The organism is Rhizobium sp. R634 (assembly GCF_002211305.1).
In the GTDB taxonomy this organism is placed as follows: Bacteria; Pseudomonadota; Alphaproteobacteria; order Rhizobiales; family Rhizobiaceae; genus Rhizobium.
Genome location: NZ_LOKW01000010.1, coordinates 19,193 through 38,951, shown reverse-complemented (window position 1 = coordinate 38,951; position 19,759 = coordinate 19,193). Strand labels below are relative to the sequence as shown.

Annotated in this window: 22 protein-coding genes; 11 read left to right on the top strand and 11 right to left on the bottom strand. The window is 63.7% G+C overall.

What is annotated here, in order from left to right:
- Positions 1-10 precede the first annotated feature (10 nt).
- Together ATY77_RS13225 and ATY77_RS13220 are read left to right on the top strand one after the other, a co-directional pair.
- Complete coding sequence (locus tag ATY77_RS13225) at positions 11-1,504, top strand: FAD-dependent monooxygenase (RefSeq protein ID WP_088687697.1); 1,494 nt, start codon at positions 11-13, stop codon at positions 1,502-1,504.
- Between the two features lie 32 nt (positions 1,505-1,536).
- Complete coding sequence (locus ATY77_RS13220) at positions 1,537-2,103, top strand: hypothetical protein (protein WP_088687696.1); 567 nt, start codon at positions 1,537-1,539, stop codon at positions 2,101-2,103.
- A 69-nt stretch (positions 2,104-2,172) separates the two neighbouring features.
- On the opposite strand, the gene ATY77_RS13215 is transcribed toward ATY77_RS13220, so the two are convergent.
- Entirely contained in the window at positions 2,173-3,102 is a 930-nt protein-coding gene (locus ATY77_RS13215; RefSeq protein WP_245314332.1) for a DMT family transporter, read from the bottom strand.
- Positions 3,103-3,220: 118 nt separating this feature from the next.
- Between ATY77_RS13215 and gcvA the strand changes: the two genes are divergently transcribed.
- The 5 genes from gcvA (at position 3,221) to ATY77_RS13190 (ending at position 7,753) form a co-directional block, all read left to right on the top strand.
- The gene (gene gcvA, locus ATY77_RS13210; protein ID WP_088673508.1) at positions 3,221-4,141 is read left to right on the top strand and encodes a transcriptional regulator GcvA; all 921 of its coding nucleotides are present in this window, start codon (positions 3,221-3,223) and stop codon (positions 4,139-4,141) included.
- Between the two features lie 159 nt (positions 4,142-4,300).
- The gene (locus ATY77_RS13205; protein ID WP_088687784.1) at positions 4,301-5,320 is read left to right on the top strand and encodes an ATP-binding cassette domain-containing protein; all 1,020 of its coding nucleotides are present in this window, start codon (positions 4,301-4,303) and stop codon (positions 5,318-5,320) included.
- Positions 5,317-6,117 carry an ABC-2 family transporter protein gene (locus ATY77_RS13200; RefSeq protein WP_088687695.1) on the top strand — a complete coding sequence of 267 codons (801 nt, stop codon included), beginning with the start codon at positions 5,317-5,319 and terminating at the stop codon, positions 6,115-6,117. The genes ATY77_RS13205 and ATY77_RS13200 overlap by 4 nt, the downstream gene beginning before the upstream one ends.
- 3 nt (positions 6,118-6,120) lie before the next feature.
- A complete protein-coding gene (locus tag ATY77_RS13195) occupies positions 6,121-6,924 on the top strand; it encodes an ABC-2 family transporter protein (protein WP_088687694.1) in 804 nt (267 codons plus the stop codon).
- A gap of 19 nt (positions 6,925-6,943) precedes the next feature.
- On the top strand, positions 6,944-7,753 hold the full coding sequence (locus ATY77_RS13190) for a DUF1963 domain-containing protein (RefSeq protein ID WP_088687693.1): 810 nt from the start codon (positions 6,944-6,946) through the stop codon (positions 7,751-7,753).
- 24 nt (positions 7,754-7,777) lie between these two features.
- On the opposite strand, the gene ATY77_RS13185 is transcribed toward ATY77_RS13190, so the two are convergent.
- The 4 genes from ATY77_RS13185 to ATY77_RS13170 all read right to left on the bottom strand — a co-directional run bounded on the left by ATY77_RS13185 (position 7,778) and on the right by ATY77_RS13170 (position 11,463).
- On the bottom strand, positions 7,778-8,071 hold the full coding sequence (locus ATY77_RS13185) for a DUF1330 domain-containing protein (RefSeq protein ID WP_088687692.1): 294 nt from the start codon (positions 8,069-8,071) through the stop codon (positions 7,778-7,780).
- 578 nt (positions 8,072-8,649) lie between these two features.
- On the bottom strand, positions 8,650-9,486 hold the full coding sequence (locus ATY77_RS13180; protein WP_088687691.1) for an endonuclease/exonuclease/phosphatase family protein: 837 nt from the start codon (positions 9,484-9,486) through the stop codon (positions 8,650-8,652).
- A gap of 640 nt (positions 9,487-10,126) precedes the next feature.
- Positions 10,127-10,786, bottom strand: coding sequence for a LysE family translocator (locus ATY77_RS13175; protein ID WP_088687783.1), 660 nt, complete (start codon positions 10,784-10,786; stop codon positions 10,127-10,129).
- 143 nt (positions 10,787-10,929) lie between these two features.
- Positions 10,930-11,463: a DUF805 domain-containing protein gene (locus tag ATY77_RS13170; RefSeq protein ID WP_141103924.1), complete on the bottom strand. Its 534-nt coding sequence runs from the start codon at positions 11,461-11,463 to the stop codon at positions 10,930-10,932.
- 212 nt (positions 11,464-11,675) lie between these two features.
- Here ATY77_RS13170 and ATY77_RS13165 point away from each other — a divergent pair, with 212 nt between their 5' ends.
- The gene (locus ATY77_RS13165) at positions 11,676-12,107 is read left to right on the top strand and encodes a hypothetical protein (protein ID WP_245314331.1); all 432 of its coding nucleotides are present in this window, start codon (positions 11,676-11,678) and stop codon (positions 12,105-12,107) included.
- A 92-nt stretch (positions 12,108-12,199) separates the two neighbouring features.
- Here ATY77_RS13165 and ATY77_RS13160 read toward each other — a convergent pair whose 3' ends face one another.
- Both ATY77_RS13160 and ATY77_RS13155 read right to left on the bottom strand, forming a co-directional pair.
- A complete protein-coding gene (locus ATY77_RS13160; protein ID WP_088687689.1) occupies positions 12,200-12,850 on the bottom strand; it encodes a glutathione S-transferase family protein in 651 nt (216 codons plus the stop codon).
- A 379-nt stretch (positions 12,851-13,229) separates the two neighbouring features.
- A complete protein-coding gene (locus tag ATY77_RS13155) occupies positions 13,230-13,955 on the bottom strand; it encodes an SDR family NAD(P)-dependent oxidoreductase (protein ID WP_088687688.1) in 726 nt (241 codons plus the stop codon).
- Positions 13,956-14,048: 93 nt separating this feature from the next.
- Here ATY77_RS13155 and ATY77_RS13150 point away from each other — a divergent pair, with 93 nt between their 5' ends.
- Positions 14,049-14,429, top strand: a complete 381-nt coding sequence (locus tag ATY77_RS13150; RefSeq protein ID WP_088687687.1) for a helix-turn-helix domain-containing protein — start codon at positions 14,049-14,051, stop codon at positions 14,427-14,429.
- Positions 14,430-14,471: 42 nt separating this feature from the next.
- On the opposite strand, the gene ATY77_RS13145 is transcribed toward ATY77_RS13150, so the two are convergent.
- The 4 genes from ATY77_RS13145 to ATY77_RS13130 all read right to left on the bottom strand — a co-directional run bounded on the left by ATY77_RS13145 (position 14,472) and on the right by ATY77_RS13130 (position 18,883).
- Positions 14,472-15,620: an alpha-hydroxy acid oxidase gene (locus ATY77_RS13145; protein ID WP_088687686.1), complete on the bottom strand. Its 1,149-nt coding sequence runs from the start codon at positions 15,618-15,620 to the stop codon at positions 14,472-14,474.
- A 130-nt stretch (positions 15,621-15,750) separates the two neighbouring features.
- Entirely contained in the window at positions 15,751-16,152 is a 402-nt protein-coding gene (locus ATY77_RS13140; protein ID WP_088687685.1) for a VOC family protein, read from the bottom strand.
- 579 nt (positions 16,153-16,731) lie between these two features.
- Positions 16,732-17,736: a carbon-nitrogen hydrolase family protein gene (locus tag ATY77_RS13135; RefSeq protein ID WP_088687684.1), complete on the bottom strand. Its 1,005-nt coding sequence runs from the start codon at positions 17,734-17,736 to the stop codon at positions 16,732-16,734.
- Positions 17,737-17,938: 202 nt separating this feature from the next.
- The gene (locus tag ATY77_RS13130; protein WP_088687683.1) at positions 17,939-18,883 is read right to left on the bottom strand and encodes an acyl-CoA desaturase; all 945 of its coding nucleotides are present in this window, start codon (positions 18,881-18,883) and stop codon (positions 17,939-17,941) included.
- A 168-nt stretch (positions 18,884-19,051) separates the two neighbouring features.
- On the opposite strand from ATY77_RS13130, the gene ATY77_RS13125 reads away from it, so the two are divergent.
- Together ATY77_RS13125 and ATY77_RS13120 are read left to right on the top strand one after the other, a co-directional pair.
- Positions 19,052-19,405, top strand: coding sequence for a metalloregulator ArsR/SmtB family transcription factor (locus tag ATY77_RS13125; protein WP_088687682.1), 354 nt, complete (start codon positions 19,052-19,054; stop codon positions 19,403-19,405).
- A 132-nt stretch (positions 19,406-19,537) separates the two neighbouring features.
- Complete coding sequence (locus ATY77_RS13120) at positions 19,538-19,753, top strand: hypothetical protein (RefSeq protein ID WP_088673761.1); 216 nt, start codon at positions 19,538-19,540, stop codon at positions 19,751-19,753.
- Positions 19,754-19,759: the final 6 nt, after the last annotated feature.

Here is a 19,759-nt window from a genome sequence, read left to right as displayed (position 1 = left end):
GATTTCGCCGATGAAAGAACATGCAGTCGTCATCGCCGGCGCCGGCCCGACCGGCCTGACGCTCGCAGCCGAATTGGCGCTTGCCGGCGTCGATGTGGCAATCGTCGAGCGCCGGCCCGACCAGCAGCTTTTCGGCACACGGGCCGGCGGCCTCAGCGCCCGCACGCTCGAGGTTTTCGATCAGCGCGGCATCGCCGATCGTTTCCTTGCGGCGGGGCAGATCGCCCAGCTCACCGGCTTTGCCGTCACCCGTCTCGATATCAGCGACTTTCCGACCCGGCATAATTACGGGCTGGCGCTGCGGCAGAAGCATATCGAGCGCATTCTCGCCGCCTGGGTCGGCGAACTCAGCGTGCCGGTCTATCGCGGCCGCGACATCATCGCTTTCGCCGAGGACGATGCCGGCGTCACCATCGAGCTCTCCGATGGCGCCGCGCTCAGGGCGGCCTATCTCGCCGGCTGCGATGGCGGCCGCAGCCTCATCCGCAAGGCGGCCGGCATCGCCTTCGAAGGATGGGATGCGACAACAGGCAATATCCTCGCCGAGGTGGAGATGGCCGAGGAGCCGCCGCTCGGCATCCATCGCACCGCCCTCGGCCTCTACGCCTTCGGCCGCGAGGAATATGAAATCCGCGACGGCAAGATCATCTTCGCCAGCGAAGGCCCGGTCGGCGTCATGGTGCCCGACGGCAATGCCGGCGCCGCCGCCGAACCGACGCTCGACGATCTCAGCCAGGCGCTCGTCGCCGCCTTCGGTACCGATTACGGCATCCATAACCTCAAATGGATCTCCCGGTTTACCGACATGTCGCGGCAGGCGGCGGCCTATCGCAAGGGCCGGATATTGCTCGCCGGCGATGCCGCCCATGTGCATTCGCCGGTCGGCGGGCAAGGGCTCAATACCGGCGTGCAGGATGCCGTCAATCTCGGCTGGAAGCTCGCCCAGGTGGTGAAGGGACTATCGCCAGATGCCCTGCTCGACACCTACCACGCCGAGCGCCACCCGGTCGCCGCCCGCGTGCTGCGCGCGACGATGGCGCAGGTCGCCCTGCAGCGCACCGACGAACGCACCGAAGCGCTGCGCGACATCGTCACCGAACTCCTCGGCATGGACGAGCCCCGCAGACGGATCGCCGCCGAAATGTCCGGCCTCGCCATCCGCTACGACTTCGGCGAAGGCCATCCCCTCCTCGGCCGCCGCATGCCCGACCTTGATCTGACCACAGCGGCCGGCCCGACGCGCCTCTTCACACTGCTGCACGATGCCCGGCCGGTGCTACTGAACCTCGGCGCGCCAGGCAGTCTCGGCATCACGCCCTGGGCGGACCGCGTCAAATCGGTTGACGCCTCATATGACGGGTCATGGGAACTGCCGGCCCTCGGCCCGGTCCCCGCGCCATCGGCGGTCCTGATCCGGCCCGACGGATACGTCGCCTGGGTCGGCGACGGCAAGGAGCACGGTCTTCATCAGGCGATGAACCGCTGGTTCGGCCCGCCTCGCTGAAAAAGCGAGGCCAAAGAAGCGCGATCCCAGTCATGGAAGGCATATACCGGCGATTGACCGGTTCAATCGCGGCTGGCAATTGTAGCGAACTGCGGGAGATCGACACCGCAATTCTCAAAGGCGATTTGATGGATTCTATTCTTTATATTGCGCCGATCTTGATTTCCATGTTCCCGAACGCTCCCGATCTGCCCGAGAGCTTTTCCATAAAATCGCTCGATGCGATCGAGGCCAAATGTCCGGAATTCGCAAAGAACGCACCCGACGCGTCACTGATTTTTACGTGCGATAAGGACGAACGTTCTTTGAGAATGGTAAAGGTCCTGACATTCGACGGCCGTTCCTACATCAAGGATCCAGAGACCCACGCCAGACAAATCTTGCTGGATGTGCGCGATATTATACATGAAGAATTTCAAATAGAGGCCGAAATACCAACTTGCCACATAAGGACCGACTCCCTCGGAAGATGCAAAAGGGTCTATAGTTTACGTGGCTCCAGGGATTTCGATGGAGCGACTTTAGCCATCAACCCCATCGAGGAGCAAATGGACAGCTTCTCCTATTTCTTCGTCCTGGACTGGCAGCATCCGAACTGACTGCCATTTGGCTCGCACGTTCCGCTATCTCCTGACCTGTGGCAGCCACACCCAAGCGTCATTGTTCCGTCATGCCCGCCGTCTGCCAGTCCTCATCGCCAGGGCGACGCCTGCCAGGATGAGAGCAACGCCTGTCATGAACTGGAGGCCGATCCTGTCGCCGAACATCAGTGCGGAGGCGGTGATCCCGAAGACGGGCTGAAGATACTGGATGCTGGCCGCCACCGGCGCAGGCACCTCGCGCAGGATGCGCAGCCACAGGAACAGGCCGGCGGCGGTCACGATCAGGCCGAGATAGGCGGCTGCTCCCAATGCCTGCTCCGTCATCTCGAAAGGTGTCCGGTAGGCTTCCAGGCCCGCCCATGGCGCAAGCGCGAGAAAGCCGAAGAAGGTACTCCAGGTCGCCACCACCACAGTGCCGTGCCTGTGCGAAAGCTCGACGCTCCAAACGTAATAGAAGGCGACCGCCAGCGCCGAGACGAGCATCCAGATCGGGCCGAGCATGGTCGTGGCGGCTGATCCCGAGCCGCCCGCATTTTCCAGCGCCACGACGACGATGCCGGCGAAGGCCGCCGACACGCCGGTCAGTTGCAGGCGCGAAACCGGCTGCCCGAGCCGGATCGCCGCGAAGAACACGATGAACAGCGGGATGGTGGCGGACAGGATGGTGCCGACCGAGGCCGAAGTCCCGGCGACGCCGAATGTCTGCGTGACCTGGCCGATGCCGATGCCGAGAACGCCGAGGCTCGCGACGGCAGGCAGAGCCTTCAGCGGCAGCGGCTTCCTGCCGATGAGCAGCAACAGCATGAGCGGAAGGGCGAAAGCGAAGCGGAGAGCCGTCAGCGTCAGCGGCGGCATCGTCGCCAGCCCGAGCTTCGTCACGGGGATAGACAGGCCCCACATCAAGGCCAGCAGCAGCATCGCGCCGAGGCTGGGCAGCGTGACCGGACGCATGGCGGCCGGGGCAAGGGAAGCGGGTTCGGTGACGATCTGGCTCATGGTGCTGGCAGCTGGCTGTCGTTGGTGAATTCAGCCGGCATCTAAGACCCGGAACCCCTTGCGGACAAACCATTTGTTGTCACATGATGCGTGAGGAAATTTCACACATAGGTGCGCCATGGCCGACCGGCTTCCACCCCTGCAGACGCTTCGCGCCTTCGAGGCGACCGGGAGAAGATTGAGCATGACACTGGCGGCTGAGGAGCTGCACCTCACCCATGGCGCGGTCAGCCGCCAGGTCAGGGCGCTGGAGGATTATCTCGGCGTTCCGCTCTTTCGCCGCATGACCCGTCGCATCGAGTTCACCAGAGAGGGTTCGGCCTTTTTCGCCGCCGTGACGCGTCTGCTCTCCGAACTCGCTCGGGAAGCCGAAAGCATTCGCCGCAGCAATGATACGGCAAGGCTCGTCCTCAGCTCCGGCGTCTCCTTCGCCAGCAAATGGCTGACGCCGCGCCTGCACCGGTTGATGGCGCGTTATCCCGATTATGATGTCCAGCTCGAAGTGACCGATGCCGATATCGACTTCTCGAAATCGCAGGCCGATGTCGCCATGCGTTATGGCGATGGTCGATACCCTTATGCGGATGCGGAGCGGATCATGAACGAAACCGTCAGTCCCGTCTGCTCGCCGGATTATCGCCAGCGGATGGGCGGGCTCGGCTCCGCCGGCGATCTGGCCTCGTGCCGGCTGATCCATGAGAACGGCATGAAGGCCGATTGGCCGCGCTGGTTCGAGATGATGGGCATTGCCGCCCTGCCGGCGCGCGGTCCGGGATACAGTCATGGCAGCATGTCGATAGAGGCCGCCATCCGGGGCGAAGGCGTGGCGCTGGGGCGAAGCGTGCTCGTTGCCGAAGATATCGCCGCCGGCCGCCTCGTCGCGCTTTTCCCCGAGAACACGATCGACGTCGAGCATGGATACGATCTCGTCTATCCCTCGGGAAACCGAAGCCATCCCAAGGTCTGCGCCATCAGGGACTGGATTGCCGACGAGGTGCGGCAGTTCAAGGCCGTGGACGGAGCGCGGCGGCAGGCATGACAGTTCGCCGCGCGGCATCGTCGTCTCTATCCCTTACGCCGGCATTCAGGCAGATAGAGAACCGGGAAAGCGCAACTTGGGCTTGAAAGGATCGAAGGGCGCGTTAGCCTGCTTCTCCCTGCTACAGCCGAGTCGGCTTGAACACGCGAGGCAATGCGCATGACGGCTGTGATCGAGGCCCGGGGCGTCAGCAAGCGCTTCCGGCAGCATAAGCGATTTCCGGGTCTCCTCGGCGCCTTCAAGACGCTGGTAACAAGCGAATATACCGAGGTGCTCGCCGTTTCCGACATCGGCTTCGATATCGGCGCCGGCGAGGCCGTCGGCTATCTCGGGCCGAACGGCGCCGGCAAATCCACCATGATCAAGATGATGACCGGCATTCTTGTGCCGAGCGAAGGCTCGGTTTCCGTGCTCGGCCGCACGCCGCATCTCTCCCGCATGGCGAACGCCCGCGAGATCGGCGTCGTCTTCGGCCAGCGCAGCCAGCTCTGGTGGGACCTGCCGCTGATCGACAGCTTCACCCTGCACCAGCGCATCTACGATATCCCGGCCGCCCGCTACGGCGATAATCTCCGCCACTTCAGCGAGCTGCTCGATCTCACGCCCTTCCTCGATCGCGCCGTGCGCCAGCTCAGCCTCGGCCAGCGCATGCGCGCCGAGATCGTCATGTCGCTGCTGCACGATCCGAAGATCCTGTTCCTCGACGAACCCACGATCGGCCTCGATGTCGTCGCCAAGGATGCGGTGCGCCGGTTCCTGGCCGAGATCAACCGCGAGCGCGGCGTCACCATCATCCTCACCACCCACGACCTGCAGGATATCGAGACCATCTGCCCGCGCCTGATCATGGTCGATCATTCCAGGCTGATCTTCGACGGCGAGCTGAAGAGCCTGCGCGCCGCCCTCGGCTCCGCCCGCCGGCTGACGCTGGAGTTTGCGGCCGATCCCGGCCCGCTGCACCTCACCACCGCCTCGCTCGTCAGCGACGAGGGCCTGCGCAAGAATTACCTGATCGAGCGCGAAGACGTGTCGCTGGTCCGCATCCTCTCCGAAGTCGGCGGCGATCGCGGCCTGAAGGACGTGGCGCTGCACGAGCCCGATATCGAAGAGGTCATCCGCACCTTCTACCAGCGCCGCAATGCCGAGCAGCGCCAGAGCGCCAAGGTTCGCGTGTCATGAGCGCTTACCTCGCCTTCGCGCGAAGCTCTTTCCATGCGCAGCTCGCCTATCGCAACGAGGTCTGGGCCAATATCTTCGGCAAGCTGGTGCAGGTCTTCGCCCGCGTCGCCATCTGGCTCGCCGCCTTCGCCGGCATCGGCAGCAGCGTCGTCGACGGCGTCTCGCTGCAGCAGATGGTGACCTATGCCCTGCTCGGCGGCGCGGTGATGGGCGCCACCCGGCCGGAGCGGGTGATCAACGAGATCGGCCGCTCGCTGAAATCGGGCGATATCGCAGTCTGGCTGCTGAAGCCCATTTCCTATCCGCTCTATCTCTTCGCCAATGAAAGCGGCTCCTTCTCCTATCGGCTGCTGACCCAGGTGATCCCGACCATCGTCGTCACCGCCCTGTTTTACGGCATGCTGCCGCCGGCAAGCCTGTTCGACGGCGCCATGTTCCTCGCCTTCTGGGCGCTCTCCTTCATGCTGATCTTCCTGATGTCGGCGCTGTGCGGGCTCATCGCCTTTTGGCTGATGACGAGCTTCTCGCTGGACTGGATCCTCGGCGCCCTGCTGCAATTGTTCTCCGGCCTGTTGGTGCCCTTCTGGTTCTTCCCCGAGCCGCTCGCCACGATCGCCCGCCACCTGCCCTTCGCCTGGGTGGTCTATTATCCCAATGCCGTCTATCTCGGCCGGCTCTCCCCAGCCGATATCTGGCTGCATTTCGGCCTCGGCCTCGCCTGGGCCGGCGTTTTCCTCGCGGGCGTGCTCTGGCTCTGGCGCTGCGCTTCCACCCGCATCACCGTGCAGGGAGGCTGAGCCGTGATCCTCCACCACATCCGCGTCATTCCGCTCTTGGTGCGCATGTTCATCCGCTCGCAGATGGAATATCGCGGCGCCTTCTGGCTCGATCGCTTCGCCCAGATCCTCTCCTATGGCAGCGTCTTCGCCACGATCAGCATCCTGCTTTCCCGCTTCGATACGCTGGGCGGCTGGACATGGTCCGAGCTCGCCTTGCTCTACAGCTTCCAGCTGCTCGCCTATTCGCTCGGTGCGGCGATGAGCTTCACCCAGCTGCGCGACCTCGAGGAGCAGGTGCGCCTCGGCACTTACGATGCGCTGCTGGTCAAGCCCTTCAGCCCCTGGGTCTATCTGATCTTTTCCGGCCTCAACATCGGCTATGCCGGTCACATCATCCTCGCCCTGCCGCTGATGGCCTGGGCCATTCTCTCGGTCGATTTCGCCTGGACGCTCCCCGCCGCACTCTTCTTCGTCGCCGCGCTTCTCAGCGCCACGCTGCTGACCGCGGCCCTCATCACCATGATCGGCGCCACGGCGCTGATCTGGGTGCGCTCCAACCATCTCTTCTCGATCTTCTTCGGCTTCTGGGAATTGATGCGCTACCCGCTGAACATCTTCCCCGGCCCCATCCAGCTCACCCTGCTCACCGCCGTGCCGCTGGCGCTGACCAGCTCGGTGCCGGTCGGCGCCCTGCTCGGCAAACCCATCCCCATCCTCGGCCCCCTGGCCGCCCCAGCCTCCCTCCTCGCCGGCCCGCTCTGGGCACTGCTCGCCATGGCCTACTGGCGCTACGCCAACAGCAAATACCAGGGCGCCGGGGGATGACAGACGAAAGCCGCGTGACATGAATTTGCTGGACTCGCTGAAATCGATGCTGGGCGTCCGCAAGCGCCGGGACGAACCGGATCGCGCCGATAATGACGGCGCGCCGAGCGAGGCGGAGATGCAGTCCGCCCTTCTGACGCTCCAGCAGATGCTCCGCCCCGCCGTCTTCGGCGAAATCGGCGGCGAGCGTCCCGAGAAAGACAACCGCGCCATGAGCTGGTGGGGCGGAAACTTCCTCGGCGCGGAAGGCGAGACGGTACCCGTCTGCCAAACCTCGGGCCGGCCTCTGCATCCGCTGCTGCAGATCCGGCTGGATGAACTGCCCGAGGCCTTGCCCGCCTTTTCCGGCATCGCCCTCGTCACCATCTGGATCGACCTTGGCGACATCCCGCTTCACGATGCCGAGAACGGCCGGGGCTTTGCCATCCGCACCTATCGCGCCATCGCCGGCCTCGTGCCGATCGGCCCCGGCTACCGGGAAAGCTCCGCCCTGCCGACCTTCCCGGTTCTATGGCGCGCAAGCGCCTTGGAGCAGCCGAGCTGGGACGACATCGCCTTCGAACTCCCGGACCGCGTGGCGCGATCCAACCGTGACGAATGGTTCTTCGAAAGCCGCTACGCGAAGGAAATAGGCAAGCACCGCCAGACATGCCCCGTCAAACTCGGCGGCTGGCCGACCTGGATCCAGGGCGAAAACCGCCCCGCCGACAGCGCGTTCTGCCTCCAGATCGACAGCACCGACAAAGGCCGCCTCTATGTCGGCGATGCCGGATCGGTTTACCTGTTCCGAACCCCGACCGGCTGGTCCCTCCGCTCGGACTTCTACTGACATGGGCTTGCCGACCCCTGATGCCTAAGCCAGCTCCCCCTTCAGGATAAGAAGTTCGCGATTGGAAGCCCGCAGGGCAAAGCGGCAGGCTTCCTGATAGGCGGGGTCATCGTAACAAGCTGTGGCAAGCTCGTATGAGGGAAATTCGACGATCGTTACCCGATGTGCATCCCGCGCTTCCTTCAGCGCAGGCGGAACTTCAAGAGGATTGATGCGCGCATTGTATTTTTCGCCGATCGGCTTCCACAGCTTGCCATATTCGCGTTGCGCTTCCTGGTCGGAAATTTCCTTTCCGATGATAAGCCAGTACCCCTTCATGACGCCGCTCCTGCTGTCGGAAAATTGCTTCGCTCGTGCTTGTATCAGAGATCGCGAAGAACAAGTTTGGTTTCTCCGCACGAATGCCTGTTTCACACAACTGACGTCTGCACAGTGAGTGAACTCGGGACCAGTGGTACCTCCAGCGACCTGCCGTGCGACCACGGCACGTCCTCTCCTCCTCATTCCTGTGCTCGTCACAGGAATCCAGCCACCGCGCGTCCGCGCGGTGAATGAACTCAAGGCCGATGCCGGCAGCAGCTGACACGGCATTTCCACCCTTCCGCCGCCCATACGAAATGTTACCGCACGCTACAACCCGTGATCTCTCCACCCGCCAACCGCGCATCGCGACCCCGATGCCACCGTTCTGCAACTGCCTGTTGGGACTTTGGTCCAACTAGCTCTAATCTCAGAATGATTTAAGATCGGGCTGCCCTTTCGAAAGGGCGCGGAGGAAGCCTGGCAATTAGAGTTGTGCGTTTGCGTATGCCGGGCTTCCCCCCGATTTTGACGGTTGCGGTCCGACGATTTTTTTCCCCAGGTTGCAGCAACTTTCGCCGACGGGCAAAGCCGCTTCACGCATTCAACCCGACATCGATATCGGCCATCACCCCATAATGATCGCTCGGCCATAGCCCCTCCACCGGCCGGTCGAAGACGCGCTCGGCCGTCAGGATCTCCGCCCGGCCCTTCGGATGCGCATCCCACGATCCGACCAGCACATAGTCGAACCGCTTGCCATAATTCTTCTGGCCGATGATCTGCCCGGCGCCTGCCCGGGCATTGGGGTTCTCATCCGTCCAGGTTTCGCCGGCGCCGCTGCCGGCCCTCTCCCAGGCGTCGTGGTAACAGACGCTCTGGCCCGCGAGCGACTGCCGGCCGGTGAGGAAGCGTATCGATGCGGCTTCCGGCCCGGCATTGAGATCGCCGGCGATCACTGTCGGCAGCGCCTGCCGGTGCCTGGCGTCGAGTTCGCTGAGCGCCACCGCATGCCGCTCGCGCGCAGCCTCCGCCGCCGGGCGCCAGGCCGCCGTCGTGGCGATGAAAAGCAGGCGGCCGACTTCGCCGAGATCGACGATCGCGGCAAGGCTGGCCCAGGGCACGTCGGGCGCCTGCGGAATTCTCGGATCGAGCACTTCGACGACGCTATGCGGCAAACGCGTCGCAATCGCCGTGCCGCCGTAGCGATCGGAAAAAGGCGGCTGGAAAGCCTGCAGCTCCTGCTGGTGCGTCACCTGCATGCCGAGCCCCTCGACGATCGTATCGAGGCTCTTCCTCTCCGGCGTCTGAATGACTTCCTGCAAGGCCAAGAGATCGGGCTTCAGCCGGCGAAGCTCCCGATTGATGACCTCATGCCGCCTGATATCACCTTCGACATTCCAGACATTCAACGTGACGACACGCACACGCATGGCTTCGAACCTGTTCTGTGGGAATGCAGGTTAAAGCAGCGACGGGCCGATAGGTTCCCGCCCGCGCACCCGCCCCGTCCTTCGAGGCCCCTGCGGGGCACTTCAGGATAAGGCTCTCTGGGCCTTGCGCGACACGCCGCGACGCCCACCACAGCGCGGCATCCTCCAACGCTCCTCATCCTGAGGCGCGCAGGCCGATAGGCCGGAGCCTCGAAGGACACGCGCCAACACCGCTCCTCGCATCCATACCGCCGCCAAGCCCGGCTCGTCCTTCGAGGCCCCTGTAGGGCACTTCAGGATGAGGCTCACTCTGAACTGCTCGACTTATTTCAGCCCCTCGGGCTCGCCTTCGCCATCCTCGGAAACAGACGGCTTACCCTTATCGGGCCAGGTATATCGAAGCTCTTTCCAGGATTGCCGCCAGGGATAGAGCCTGGGGCACGCAAACTTCAGCCATTCCTCTTCGGAATTCCGCTGCACCTCTTTGCGCTCATCCTCCACCGAAGGCTCCAATCCCACGAGCACCAGCCGCACAATATGTCCGACAGCCGAAAATATCCAATCCGGATTGAAAGATCGCCAAGCGATCCGGCGTCAATCAACGGCGGTCACACTGCCCCTTGAGACACCCTGACCTGCCCTATCTGGCCGCCGCCGGAGCCGGGCCGGAATGCCCCGTCAGCAGAAGCCTGATGCCAAGCCCGATCATCACCAGGCCGGTGAACCGCTCCTGCCATGCCAGCAGCCGCGGCCAGCGATAGAGAAAATGGCCAACCGATCCGGCCGCCAGCGCGACGGATCCCAGCGACAGCAGCCCCATCAGCTTCTGGATCGAGCCGAGAATAAGAAGCTGCAGCCACACCGGCCCCGCCGAGGGATCGACGAACTGCGGCAGGAAGGCGAACATGAAGAGCAGCGATTTGGGATTGGTCAGATTGTTGATCGCGCCCTCGCGCACCGCCGACCAGCCCGATGCCGGCCTGACCTTGACCGCGCCGGCATGCTTGCCGAAGCTCGTCCATATCATCCTGCCGCCGAGATAGATGAGGTAGACCGCACCCGCCCATTGCAGCACCATCAGCGCGGCGGGATAGGCGCCGAGCAGCGAGGCAAGCCCGAGCACCAGCAACCCGACCTGCACGGTGCCGGAAACGAATATCATGCCGAACACCGCCAGCAGCGCGGTCCTGCGCCCCTGCCCGACACCCCGCGCCATGATCAGCATCATGTCCGGCCCCGGCGTGATCTGCAGCACCGTCAGCGCAAGGAGAAAGGTGAGAAAAGTCGAAGCGTTCGCCATGCTGGTCTCGATCGAAACGGAATGCGGAAAGGTTTCCGTCTCGATATCACTCCGCAGCCGGAGCCGCCATGAATATGTCGGCTTGCCAGGCGGCACATGGGTCTTCGCCTTTCCTTTGCGCTCGGGCGCGCAACTGAAGAGCGCTACAGGCCCCTACGGCCAAAGGTGGCCCCGCCGCGGCCTTGCGGGCGAGGCGCCGCAGGGATTTCAACCCTGCCCGAAGGCTTCGAAACGCGTGGCGGATCGAAGGAAGGAGAGTCCGGGACATGATAATTGCTCGGCAGCAGGAGCAGAGTGAGCCCGTAGCCGAAGTTCGTGGCCTTCACTAGCTTGGAGATGATGTCCACCGTCGTCCCATCAGGGATCAGCAGCGGGGCAAGATATGCGATGGCATTGATCGCGATGGAGGCCGTGATAAGGATACGCGGGTCCCAGCCTATGTCGCGGACTCGAGCCGCCTGGGTGCTGAAGCTTATCCAAAAAGCCGGCAATAGCATGATCCCCAGGATGAGAAACATCGCACCCGCCCCCATGCCCTGCCGGCCTCCGAGCGATGACTTCATGATCCACAAGCCGCCGCCGATGATGCCGCCTATGACGAGAGTGGTGGCCACGCACACGGCCAGATATTGCAGCCTCCTCAGGCGCCCGCGAAACGTGAATAAACTCTCCAGCATTGCAACCCCCTGCTTCGAAGCGGCAACACACCACACAACTTCTTCAAATCATTGAATCCGATCGATAAAATGCGAGGAAACACCCGCGCCCGCACACGGCTTCGCCCTGTCACGCGCGCGGCAGTCACGCCACATGCACCATGGATCTTCTTGACAATGCAGGAAAACGGCCCGAACCCTGCATCGACATTTAACCGCGCGGGTAGCAGTGCATGGTGCAGGTATCAAATCCCCGGGAGGCTTTTCCTGAGATAGCAACATCCGCAAATCCGGCGGTTTTCTTCGATGGCGAAGATGCTCTGCTTTGTTATGAAGCCGCTGACCGGACGGGAAGCAGCAATGTCGTTCTAAAGTTCAGCGGCGTTATCGATATTCGGATCACGCCCATGAATGTCGAAGGCCTGGCGGCGTGCAGATATCCGGTGAAGCCATGGGCTTTCAATGAGATCGTCGGCGGCGAGGAGACGGCCAGATGGAGCGCTCTCAAGCCGCGGCTCTGGCTGATCTCTTTCCATGATCTGATGATCGAAGTGATTTTTGTGTCAGTTTCATTCCTCAGTCGCGAACAGGTACGCGAGCCGCCACACAAAACATTGATTAGTTTCCTGCGCCACGACCCCGTCGAAGACACCGGCAGTCATTGAGCCCGGGATGCTTGAACCCGACCAGCAGAATGTCCGCTGGATCAGGCAACAGGCTTTCAGCCGGAGCGACCAAAGCCTGCCCTGTCTCTCCCTCACCCGCCCGACGCCGCCGTAAACACCGCCAGCTGCGCGGCAAAAGCGCGCTTGTAGGCAGGCCGCGCCTCGCCGCGCGCGACATAGGCGGCAAGGTTCGGATAGTCCGCCAGCAGTTGCGATCCTTTCAGCCTCAGCAGCACCGTCACCATCAGCAGGTCGCCGGCGCTGAAAGCCCCGTCCAGCCACTCGGCATCGCCGAGGCGGCGGGAGAGATCGTTCAGCCGTTTGCGGATCGTGGTTTCCAGCGCCTGCAGGCGCTGCTCGTACCAGGGCTGGTCGCGCTCCAGGATGGTGGCAAGCGCGCGGTCGAAGATCGGCGGCTCTATCGTGTTGAGGGCGGCAAACATCCATGCGATCGCCCGCGCCCGGGCGTTGACCTCCTCCGGCAGCAGGCCCGGATGGCGCTCGGCGATATGGAAGACGATCGCCCCGGACTCGAAGAGCGCGAGATCGCCTTCCTCATAGGTCGGGATCTGCCCGAAAGGCTGAAGCGCCAGATGCTCAGGCTCTCTCATTGTCTTGAACGAGACGAGCCGAACCTCATAGGGCTCGCCCACCTCCTCCAGCGCCCAGCGCACGCGCATGTCCCGCGCCAGCCCCTTGCCGCGATCGGGCGATTTTTCAAAGGCGGTGATGGTAATGGTCATTATCGTTCTCCATAGCTGCCTGCCTTGAAGACGCCTGGCCGAAGGCCGATCCGACATCACGCGCAAGAAAATCACCGCGCAGCCGGTTCAAAGACGGTGGCCGACCCCGTCCTTTGAGGCCCCTTCGGGGCACCTCAGAATGAGGTCGGAGAGAGGTTCGCGGCTCATCTTGCCGCAATCTATAGCGGCGCGGCACACTGACCAGCTCTGAAGCCACACAGCACACCGGCCAGTCATGGAACCACGTGGCACAACGATCAGCCCTCATCCTGAGGTGCGCAGGCCATAGGCCGGAGCCTCGAAGGACGGGGGCGGGTGTTGGGCACCACGCCGGCATCCACAGGTGCCGGAAGCAATGGCCAACCCCGCCCCTCCCAGATCAAGCCTGCGGCAGCGGCGGCAGGATGACTTCCGCCCGGTCGCGGCGGGTGACGAGGCTCCAGATTTCCTCGGCGACGTCGTCGGGGTCGATCACCAGAAATTTCGGGTCGAGCGGCATGCCGCCGGCTGTGGCGGCGCGGAGCCCGGTCGAGCGGTCGAGGAAGGCGCCGATATTCACCGTGCCGGCATGGACGCCCTTCCCCGCGACTTCGGCATTCAGCGTGAAGGCGTAGTTGCGCGCCGCCGCCATCAGCGGGCCGACACCGCTCATCCCGGGGATGGTGACGACGGCCGAGAGTCCGCCGACGATGACGACCGCGCCGTCGCCGCGCGCCAGCATGCCGGGCAGCACCGCATGCGACACCTCGACCGGCGCGAAGGTGAAGATATCGGCCATCGATCTGAGCTTTGCGCCATCGAGCTCCACCGCCGGCACGAAACCGGCATCCGACGGCACCGGCGCATAGACGGCGGCGTCGATCGCGCCGAACCGTTCCTCGATCGCGCGCGCCAGCGGCGCGATCCCTGCGAGATCGGTGAGATCGGCCGGGAATGCCGCCGCCTCGATGCCGGCTGCGGCAAGCTCGGCCACGCGCTCCTCCAGCGGGCCGGCGCGGCGCGCAACCAGCGCGACGCGATAGCCTTCGCGGCCGAAACGCAGGGCGAGCGACCTGCCGAGCCCGCTGCCCGCGCCGAAGAGAGCGATGGTCTTTCTGTCAGTCATAACTTACTCCTTGAGGATGGTATGTTTTACTGACCAGATATGATATTTTGACTGCCTGCCCCGCAAGAACGCATATTTTTGAGGCCTGGTCACATGCATATGCCCACCCCGCCGAAACAGCCCGGCACGCATCCGAGCTGCATGAAGGTCAACGAGATACTGAGCCGCATGGGCGACAAGTGGACGATCATGGCGATCACCATGCTCTCCGAGCAGCCGCGCCGCTTCAATGAATTGAAACGCCTGATCGGCGGGATTTCCCAGCAGATGCTGACCCGCACCTTGAAGGCGCTGGAGCGCGACGGCATGCTGACGCGCAAGGTCTATCCGACCGTCCCGCCGCAGGTGGAATATGCGCTGACCGATCTCGGCCGCTCGCTCTCCGTCCCGCTCTTGCAGCTTGGCATGTGGGTGCTGGATCACCTCGATGAAATCGAGGCGCACCGGGAAATGCATGATAGAGGCGCGCAGTAGTGGAGCGAGCCGGCGCCGGCCGCCCCGCCCGCAGAGGCAAAATCACGAACGGAAGCGCAGGTTGCGCCGCGTCAGCTGGCTGACGGAGGTGCAGCCCATCAGCTTCATGCCGCGCTCGATCTCGGTGCGCATCGTCTCCAGCGCGCGCTCGACGCCGGGCTGGCCGGCGGCGGCGAGCGGGAAGAGGTAGTAGCGGCCGAGCCCGACCGCCTTCGCGCCGAGCGACAGCGCCTTCAGCACATGCGTTCCGCGCTGCACGCCGCCATCCATCATCACGTCGATCCGGTCGCCGACCGCATCGACGATTTCGGCCAGCTGGTCGAAAGCGCTGCGCGAGCCGTCGAGCTGGCGCCCGCCGTGGTTGGACAGCACGATGCCGGTGCAGCCGATCTCGACCGCGCGCTTGGCGTCCTCCACCGACATGATGCCCTTCAGGCAGAATTGCCCGCCCCAGGCCTGCACCATCTCGGCCACGTCGTTCCACGACATGGAGGGGTCGAGCATCTCGGTGAAATAGCGGCTGATCGACAGCGCGCCGCCATCCATCTTCACGTGGTTTTCGAGCTGCGGCAGGCGGAAGCGTTCATGCGTCAGCCAGTCGATCGCCCAGGAGGGTTTGATCGCAAATTGCGTCATGCCGGCGAGATTGAGCTTGAAAGGGATGGCAAAACCGGTGCGCTTGTCGCGCTCGCGGTTGCCACCGGTGATGCTGTCGACCGTCAGCATCATCGCCTGCACGCCCGCCGTCTTCGCCCGCGCCATCATCTCGCGGTTCAGCCCGCGGTCCTTGTGGAAATAGAACTGGTAGACCTGCGGCCCGTCGCTGATCTCACGCGCCTCCTCCAGGCTGATCGTGCCGAGCGAGGAGACGCCGAACATCGTGCCGTGCTTTCCCGCCGCGGCCGCCACCGCCCGCTCCCCCTGATGGTGGAAGAGCCGCTGCAGCGCCGTCGGCGAGCAATAGACCGGCATGGACAGCTTCTGCCCCATGACGGTCACCGACATATCGACATCGGCCACGCCTCTGAGAACATCCGGCACCAGATCGCAATTCTCGAAAGCCGCCGTATTGCGCCGATAGGTCACCTCGTCATCGGCGGCGCCGTCGATATAGTCGAAGATCGGCCCGGGAAGACGCTGCTTGGCCATGCGCCGGAAGTCGTGGAAGTTATAGCAGTCTGTAAGGCGCATCTCTTTGCTCGACCCGTTCAAGTTTTCGGGCCGCAACCTAATGCACGATTCGAAATCTTGCCAAGGCTTCGTTGTACGATTTGCGACCTGTTTGTCGGGATATTGCCGCTTGAGCGGTTTCCGCGCGCAATCAGTCGATGCCGGATGAACCCTCACTATGCCGATCCACCCGCCACGGCGGATCGATGCGGTTGGATCCGCCGAAATAGAGCACGATGCGGTTGCCGCCGGGATCGAACAGCTCCGCCTCACGCCACAGCCAGCTCTTGTCCTCCGGCCCGCCCGAAAACGTGAGACCGGCTGCACCGAGCCTGGCGACCCTCGCGTCCAGATCCTCACACTCGAAATAAACCGTCGTCCCGCCGCCGCCTTTCTCTCCCTGATGCAGCGAAAAAGTGCTGTCCCCATCCGGGCAGACGAAGCGCGCATAACGCGGACGCGCCTCGACGATGGCGCGAAGCCCAAGCGCACGATAGAAATCCCACCCCGCATCGAGATCAGGCATCGTGACGGTCACTTGATTGAGGCGCATGTCCATATTCTCCGCTGAGCCCGATGAGCCGGCCCGCCAACACCGCTACCGCACCCCACCCGATCCTCCAATACCCTTGCGCCGGCGCGGCATCCTCCAGCCTTTCTCGCTGGCTGCCGCACCGCGGCGCTTATAGGCGCGGCACCCTCCAACGCTCCTCATGGGCGCGGCACCCTCCGACCTCCCTTAGGGGCGCGCGGCACCCACCGACCTCCCTCATCCTGAGGCGCGTAGGCCGAAGGCCGAAGCCTCGAAGGACACGCGCCCACGCCGCTCCTTGCAGCCATCAACCCCAGCGCACCCGCCCCGCCCTTCGAGGCCCCTCACGGGGCACCTCAGGGTGAGGCTCTCCTAAATGCCGTGCTTATTCTCCGGCACCCCTCTCGTTGGTTCGGTACCCACGCCCTCGCGGGCGCGGCACCCTCCGACCTCCCATAGGGCGCGCGCGGCACCCGCCGACCTCCCTCATCCTGAGGCGCGCAGGCCGAAGGCCGAAGCCTCGAAGGACACGCGCCCACGCCGCTCCTTGCAACCATCCGCCGCCGGCGCAGGATCGCGCCGGCAGCGTCGCACGTGCAGCTAGAACATATCCCGCCCGTCGCTGCGCGGGTCACCCTCCACCCGATGCGGCTCGTAGAGCCCGGCGCGGGCCTTGCGCCGCCACGGCCGGGAGAGATCGCCGGGATTGTCGTCGATATCGGCAAGGGCAATCGCGGGCGTCCCGTCCGCCGGGCATTGCGCAGCCCACCGGCCGCCGGGAGCGACGATTCCTGATACGGCCGGATCAGCCAGTCCGGGATGCGTCGAAAGAGAAAAACTCAGCCAGTATCTGTTGGTCGATGCATGCCCCTGCGCCTCGGCGGCGAAGGCCGCTTCGTTGGCCGGAACGCCGCCAGTGGTCGAAAACAGTACGCAATGCACGTCCAGCCGCTCATATTCCGCGAAAATCTCGGGATAATGGCACTCCATGCCGAGCGAGCAGCCAAAGCGGATGCCGTCCACCTCGAAGGTGACGGGGATCGAGCCCGGCGTGTACATGAAGGAGATCTTGGTGTTGGACAGCAGCCACTCATCATAGCGCGTCACCAGTTCGCCGCGGTCGGAGACGACATAGAGGCTGCTGTGCGGTCGGTGCGGCGCTGTCAGCTGATGCGCCGAGCCGATCACCGCCCAGAGCCCTAGTTCGCGCGCAAGCTTCCGCGTGGCATCCAGCTCCTCGCGCAGCACGCCCCATTCGAACCGCCGCCAGTCGGACGCGCCGATTTCCTTTGGCCCGACCTCCGACATGATGCGTTTGTTCGGCGCGCAGATGGTGCCTTCAGGGAAATGCACGAGTCGCGCATCCGCCTCCCGCGCCTGGCGCATCAGCCTCCGCATCTCCTGCCCGCTTTGGCGAAGCCTGGCGATATCGCGCGGATCGTCCGCGTGTATGGTCTGCGCCACGGCCAGGCGCAACCGTCCGGCCTGCTGGCTCTCATCCTTCCGAGGGCCGCGGCGCATATGCATGAGAGCGGTCGTGTAGGATTCACCGGTCTTGGCGGCGCGAGCGCGCACACGCCGTTTGAAGTTTGCGTTTTCGGTCATATTTTGGCCTTCCCAGTCTCGGACGGCATTCCCCGGCAAGCCCATCCCAGACGTCAGGTCCAAGGTTGGCGACCCGAGACGAAAAGTCCCTTTGCCTCCTGATGAAGACCCTGCCGGGGAGGATCGAAGGAGGTTCGGCGGAAGGTCACGCCGGACAAAAACATGCCGCCGCGCCCTCGATTCGTCAATTCTTGAAATGGCCTCAACGCTGCCCCACAAGATGCCCTTCACTAGCCTCTCCCGACATTTCGACACGCCTAAGCCCCTCCCTCGGCGCGATCATGTGCGGCAGCTTGATCGCCGAGGCCAGGCGGAGCCCTGCCAGCAGCCGGATGAAATGCCAGCCGAGGTCAAGCTGGCCCGGTTCGATGCCGAGCCGCGCCGATTCCGGAAAGGCGTGATGATTGCCGTGGAAGCTCTCGCCGAAGGTTACGAGCCCGAAGCGCGGCAGATTATAGCCCTGCACCGCGACATGATCGACGCTCCAGCCCTGATGGCCGCCGCGATGGGCGAAATGGCCGACCAGCCAGTGCCCGGTCAGCGACACCGATATCCGCACGGCGATCCCCCAGACCAGCCACGGCAGCCCGCCAAGCGCCAGGAGCACGAGCGCGAGCGCGAGAGGAAGCTGCTGCGCCATCCATGTCGCCTCGAGAAAGCGATAGAAGCGATCATTCCGCACACGCTCCTCGATGACGAAACGCGGCGGATGATCGAGCACCACGACGCAATGCTTCTGCCAGTAGGCGTCGACGAGGAAAGACCGCCGATGGGCGTAGAGATCATGGCAGTCCCGCTGCCGTTGCGCCCAGTCGCGAATGTCATGCGCGTAGATCATGCCGAAGGGGCCGGCCATGCCGACCAGCGTGCCGAGATAGACGAGGATGTGCTCGATCCAGAGAGGCGTGTTGAACGAGCGGTGGATCAGCAACCGGTGCATGCCGACCGAATGGCCGAGGCAGATGGTGATGCCGGTCGAGAGGATGAAGACGGCAAGGGCGCTCCAGCTGAAGGTCAAGGGCCCGCCGATGACGGCAATCAGCGTCATGGCGGTGATCCAGATCGACTTCGCAGGCGCCCAGGCCACCCTGCCCTTCACCGGATCGCTGCTGTCGTCGATCATGCGTCCTGTTGAAATGCTGCTCACGGCAAACTCCTTCCCATCGGGCGCATTCTTTGCTTGAACGCCGCCCGTTAATTCATTAATTAAGGAATTACCTAATTACTTTGCACGAACCGATATAATTAAGCAATAAGCTAATTGCTTAATTATTCCAGGGATCGATGCGACGATGCCGCTGGCGAGGAGACGGATTTGGAAGACGAGACTTTCGACGACGCTGCGGAAGGCGGCTCTGCCGGCGCCCAGCGGGTATTCCACGCACTTTCCAGCGCGCCGAGGCGCAAGATCCTCGCTTATCTCTCGGCATCGGGCCTGACCGCCGGTGAAATCGCCGACCGCTTCAGCATGTCGAAGCCCGCTGTTTCGCAGCATCTGTCGGTGCTTGAAGCCGCGGGGCTGATCAAGCGCGAGAAACAGGGCCAGTTCGTCCACTATTCCCTGATCGAAAACAATCTCGTCAACGTGCTCAACGGTTTCGTGCAGGAGGTCTGCCCGATCGGCCGGCCGATCAAGAAGGAAAGCCAGGCCCGCGCCCGCGCCAAATAAAAACCGCGAAACCCATCAAAACAACCACCTGCCGCCGTCGCCTGAATCAAATTCTCAAGCGGAGCGCTTTTACTGGCTCCGAAACTCGTGGCAGACTGTCCCGGCCAGGAGATCATCGAGAAGGCCGGAACCATGCACAAGTTCACCGTATCCATCGCCCGCGAGATCGAAGCCGACACCGCCGAGGAGGCCGCCCTGCTGATGTATCAGGAGCTGGCGAAGGGACCGGTGCCCGACCGCTACACCGTCACCGACGAGGCCAAGGTGACGGCGGAACTGAAGCTCGACCGCGACAAGGCGGATGAATTCGCCAGCATCGACCACACCGCCGATCCGGGCAATTGGTAAGCATAG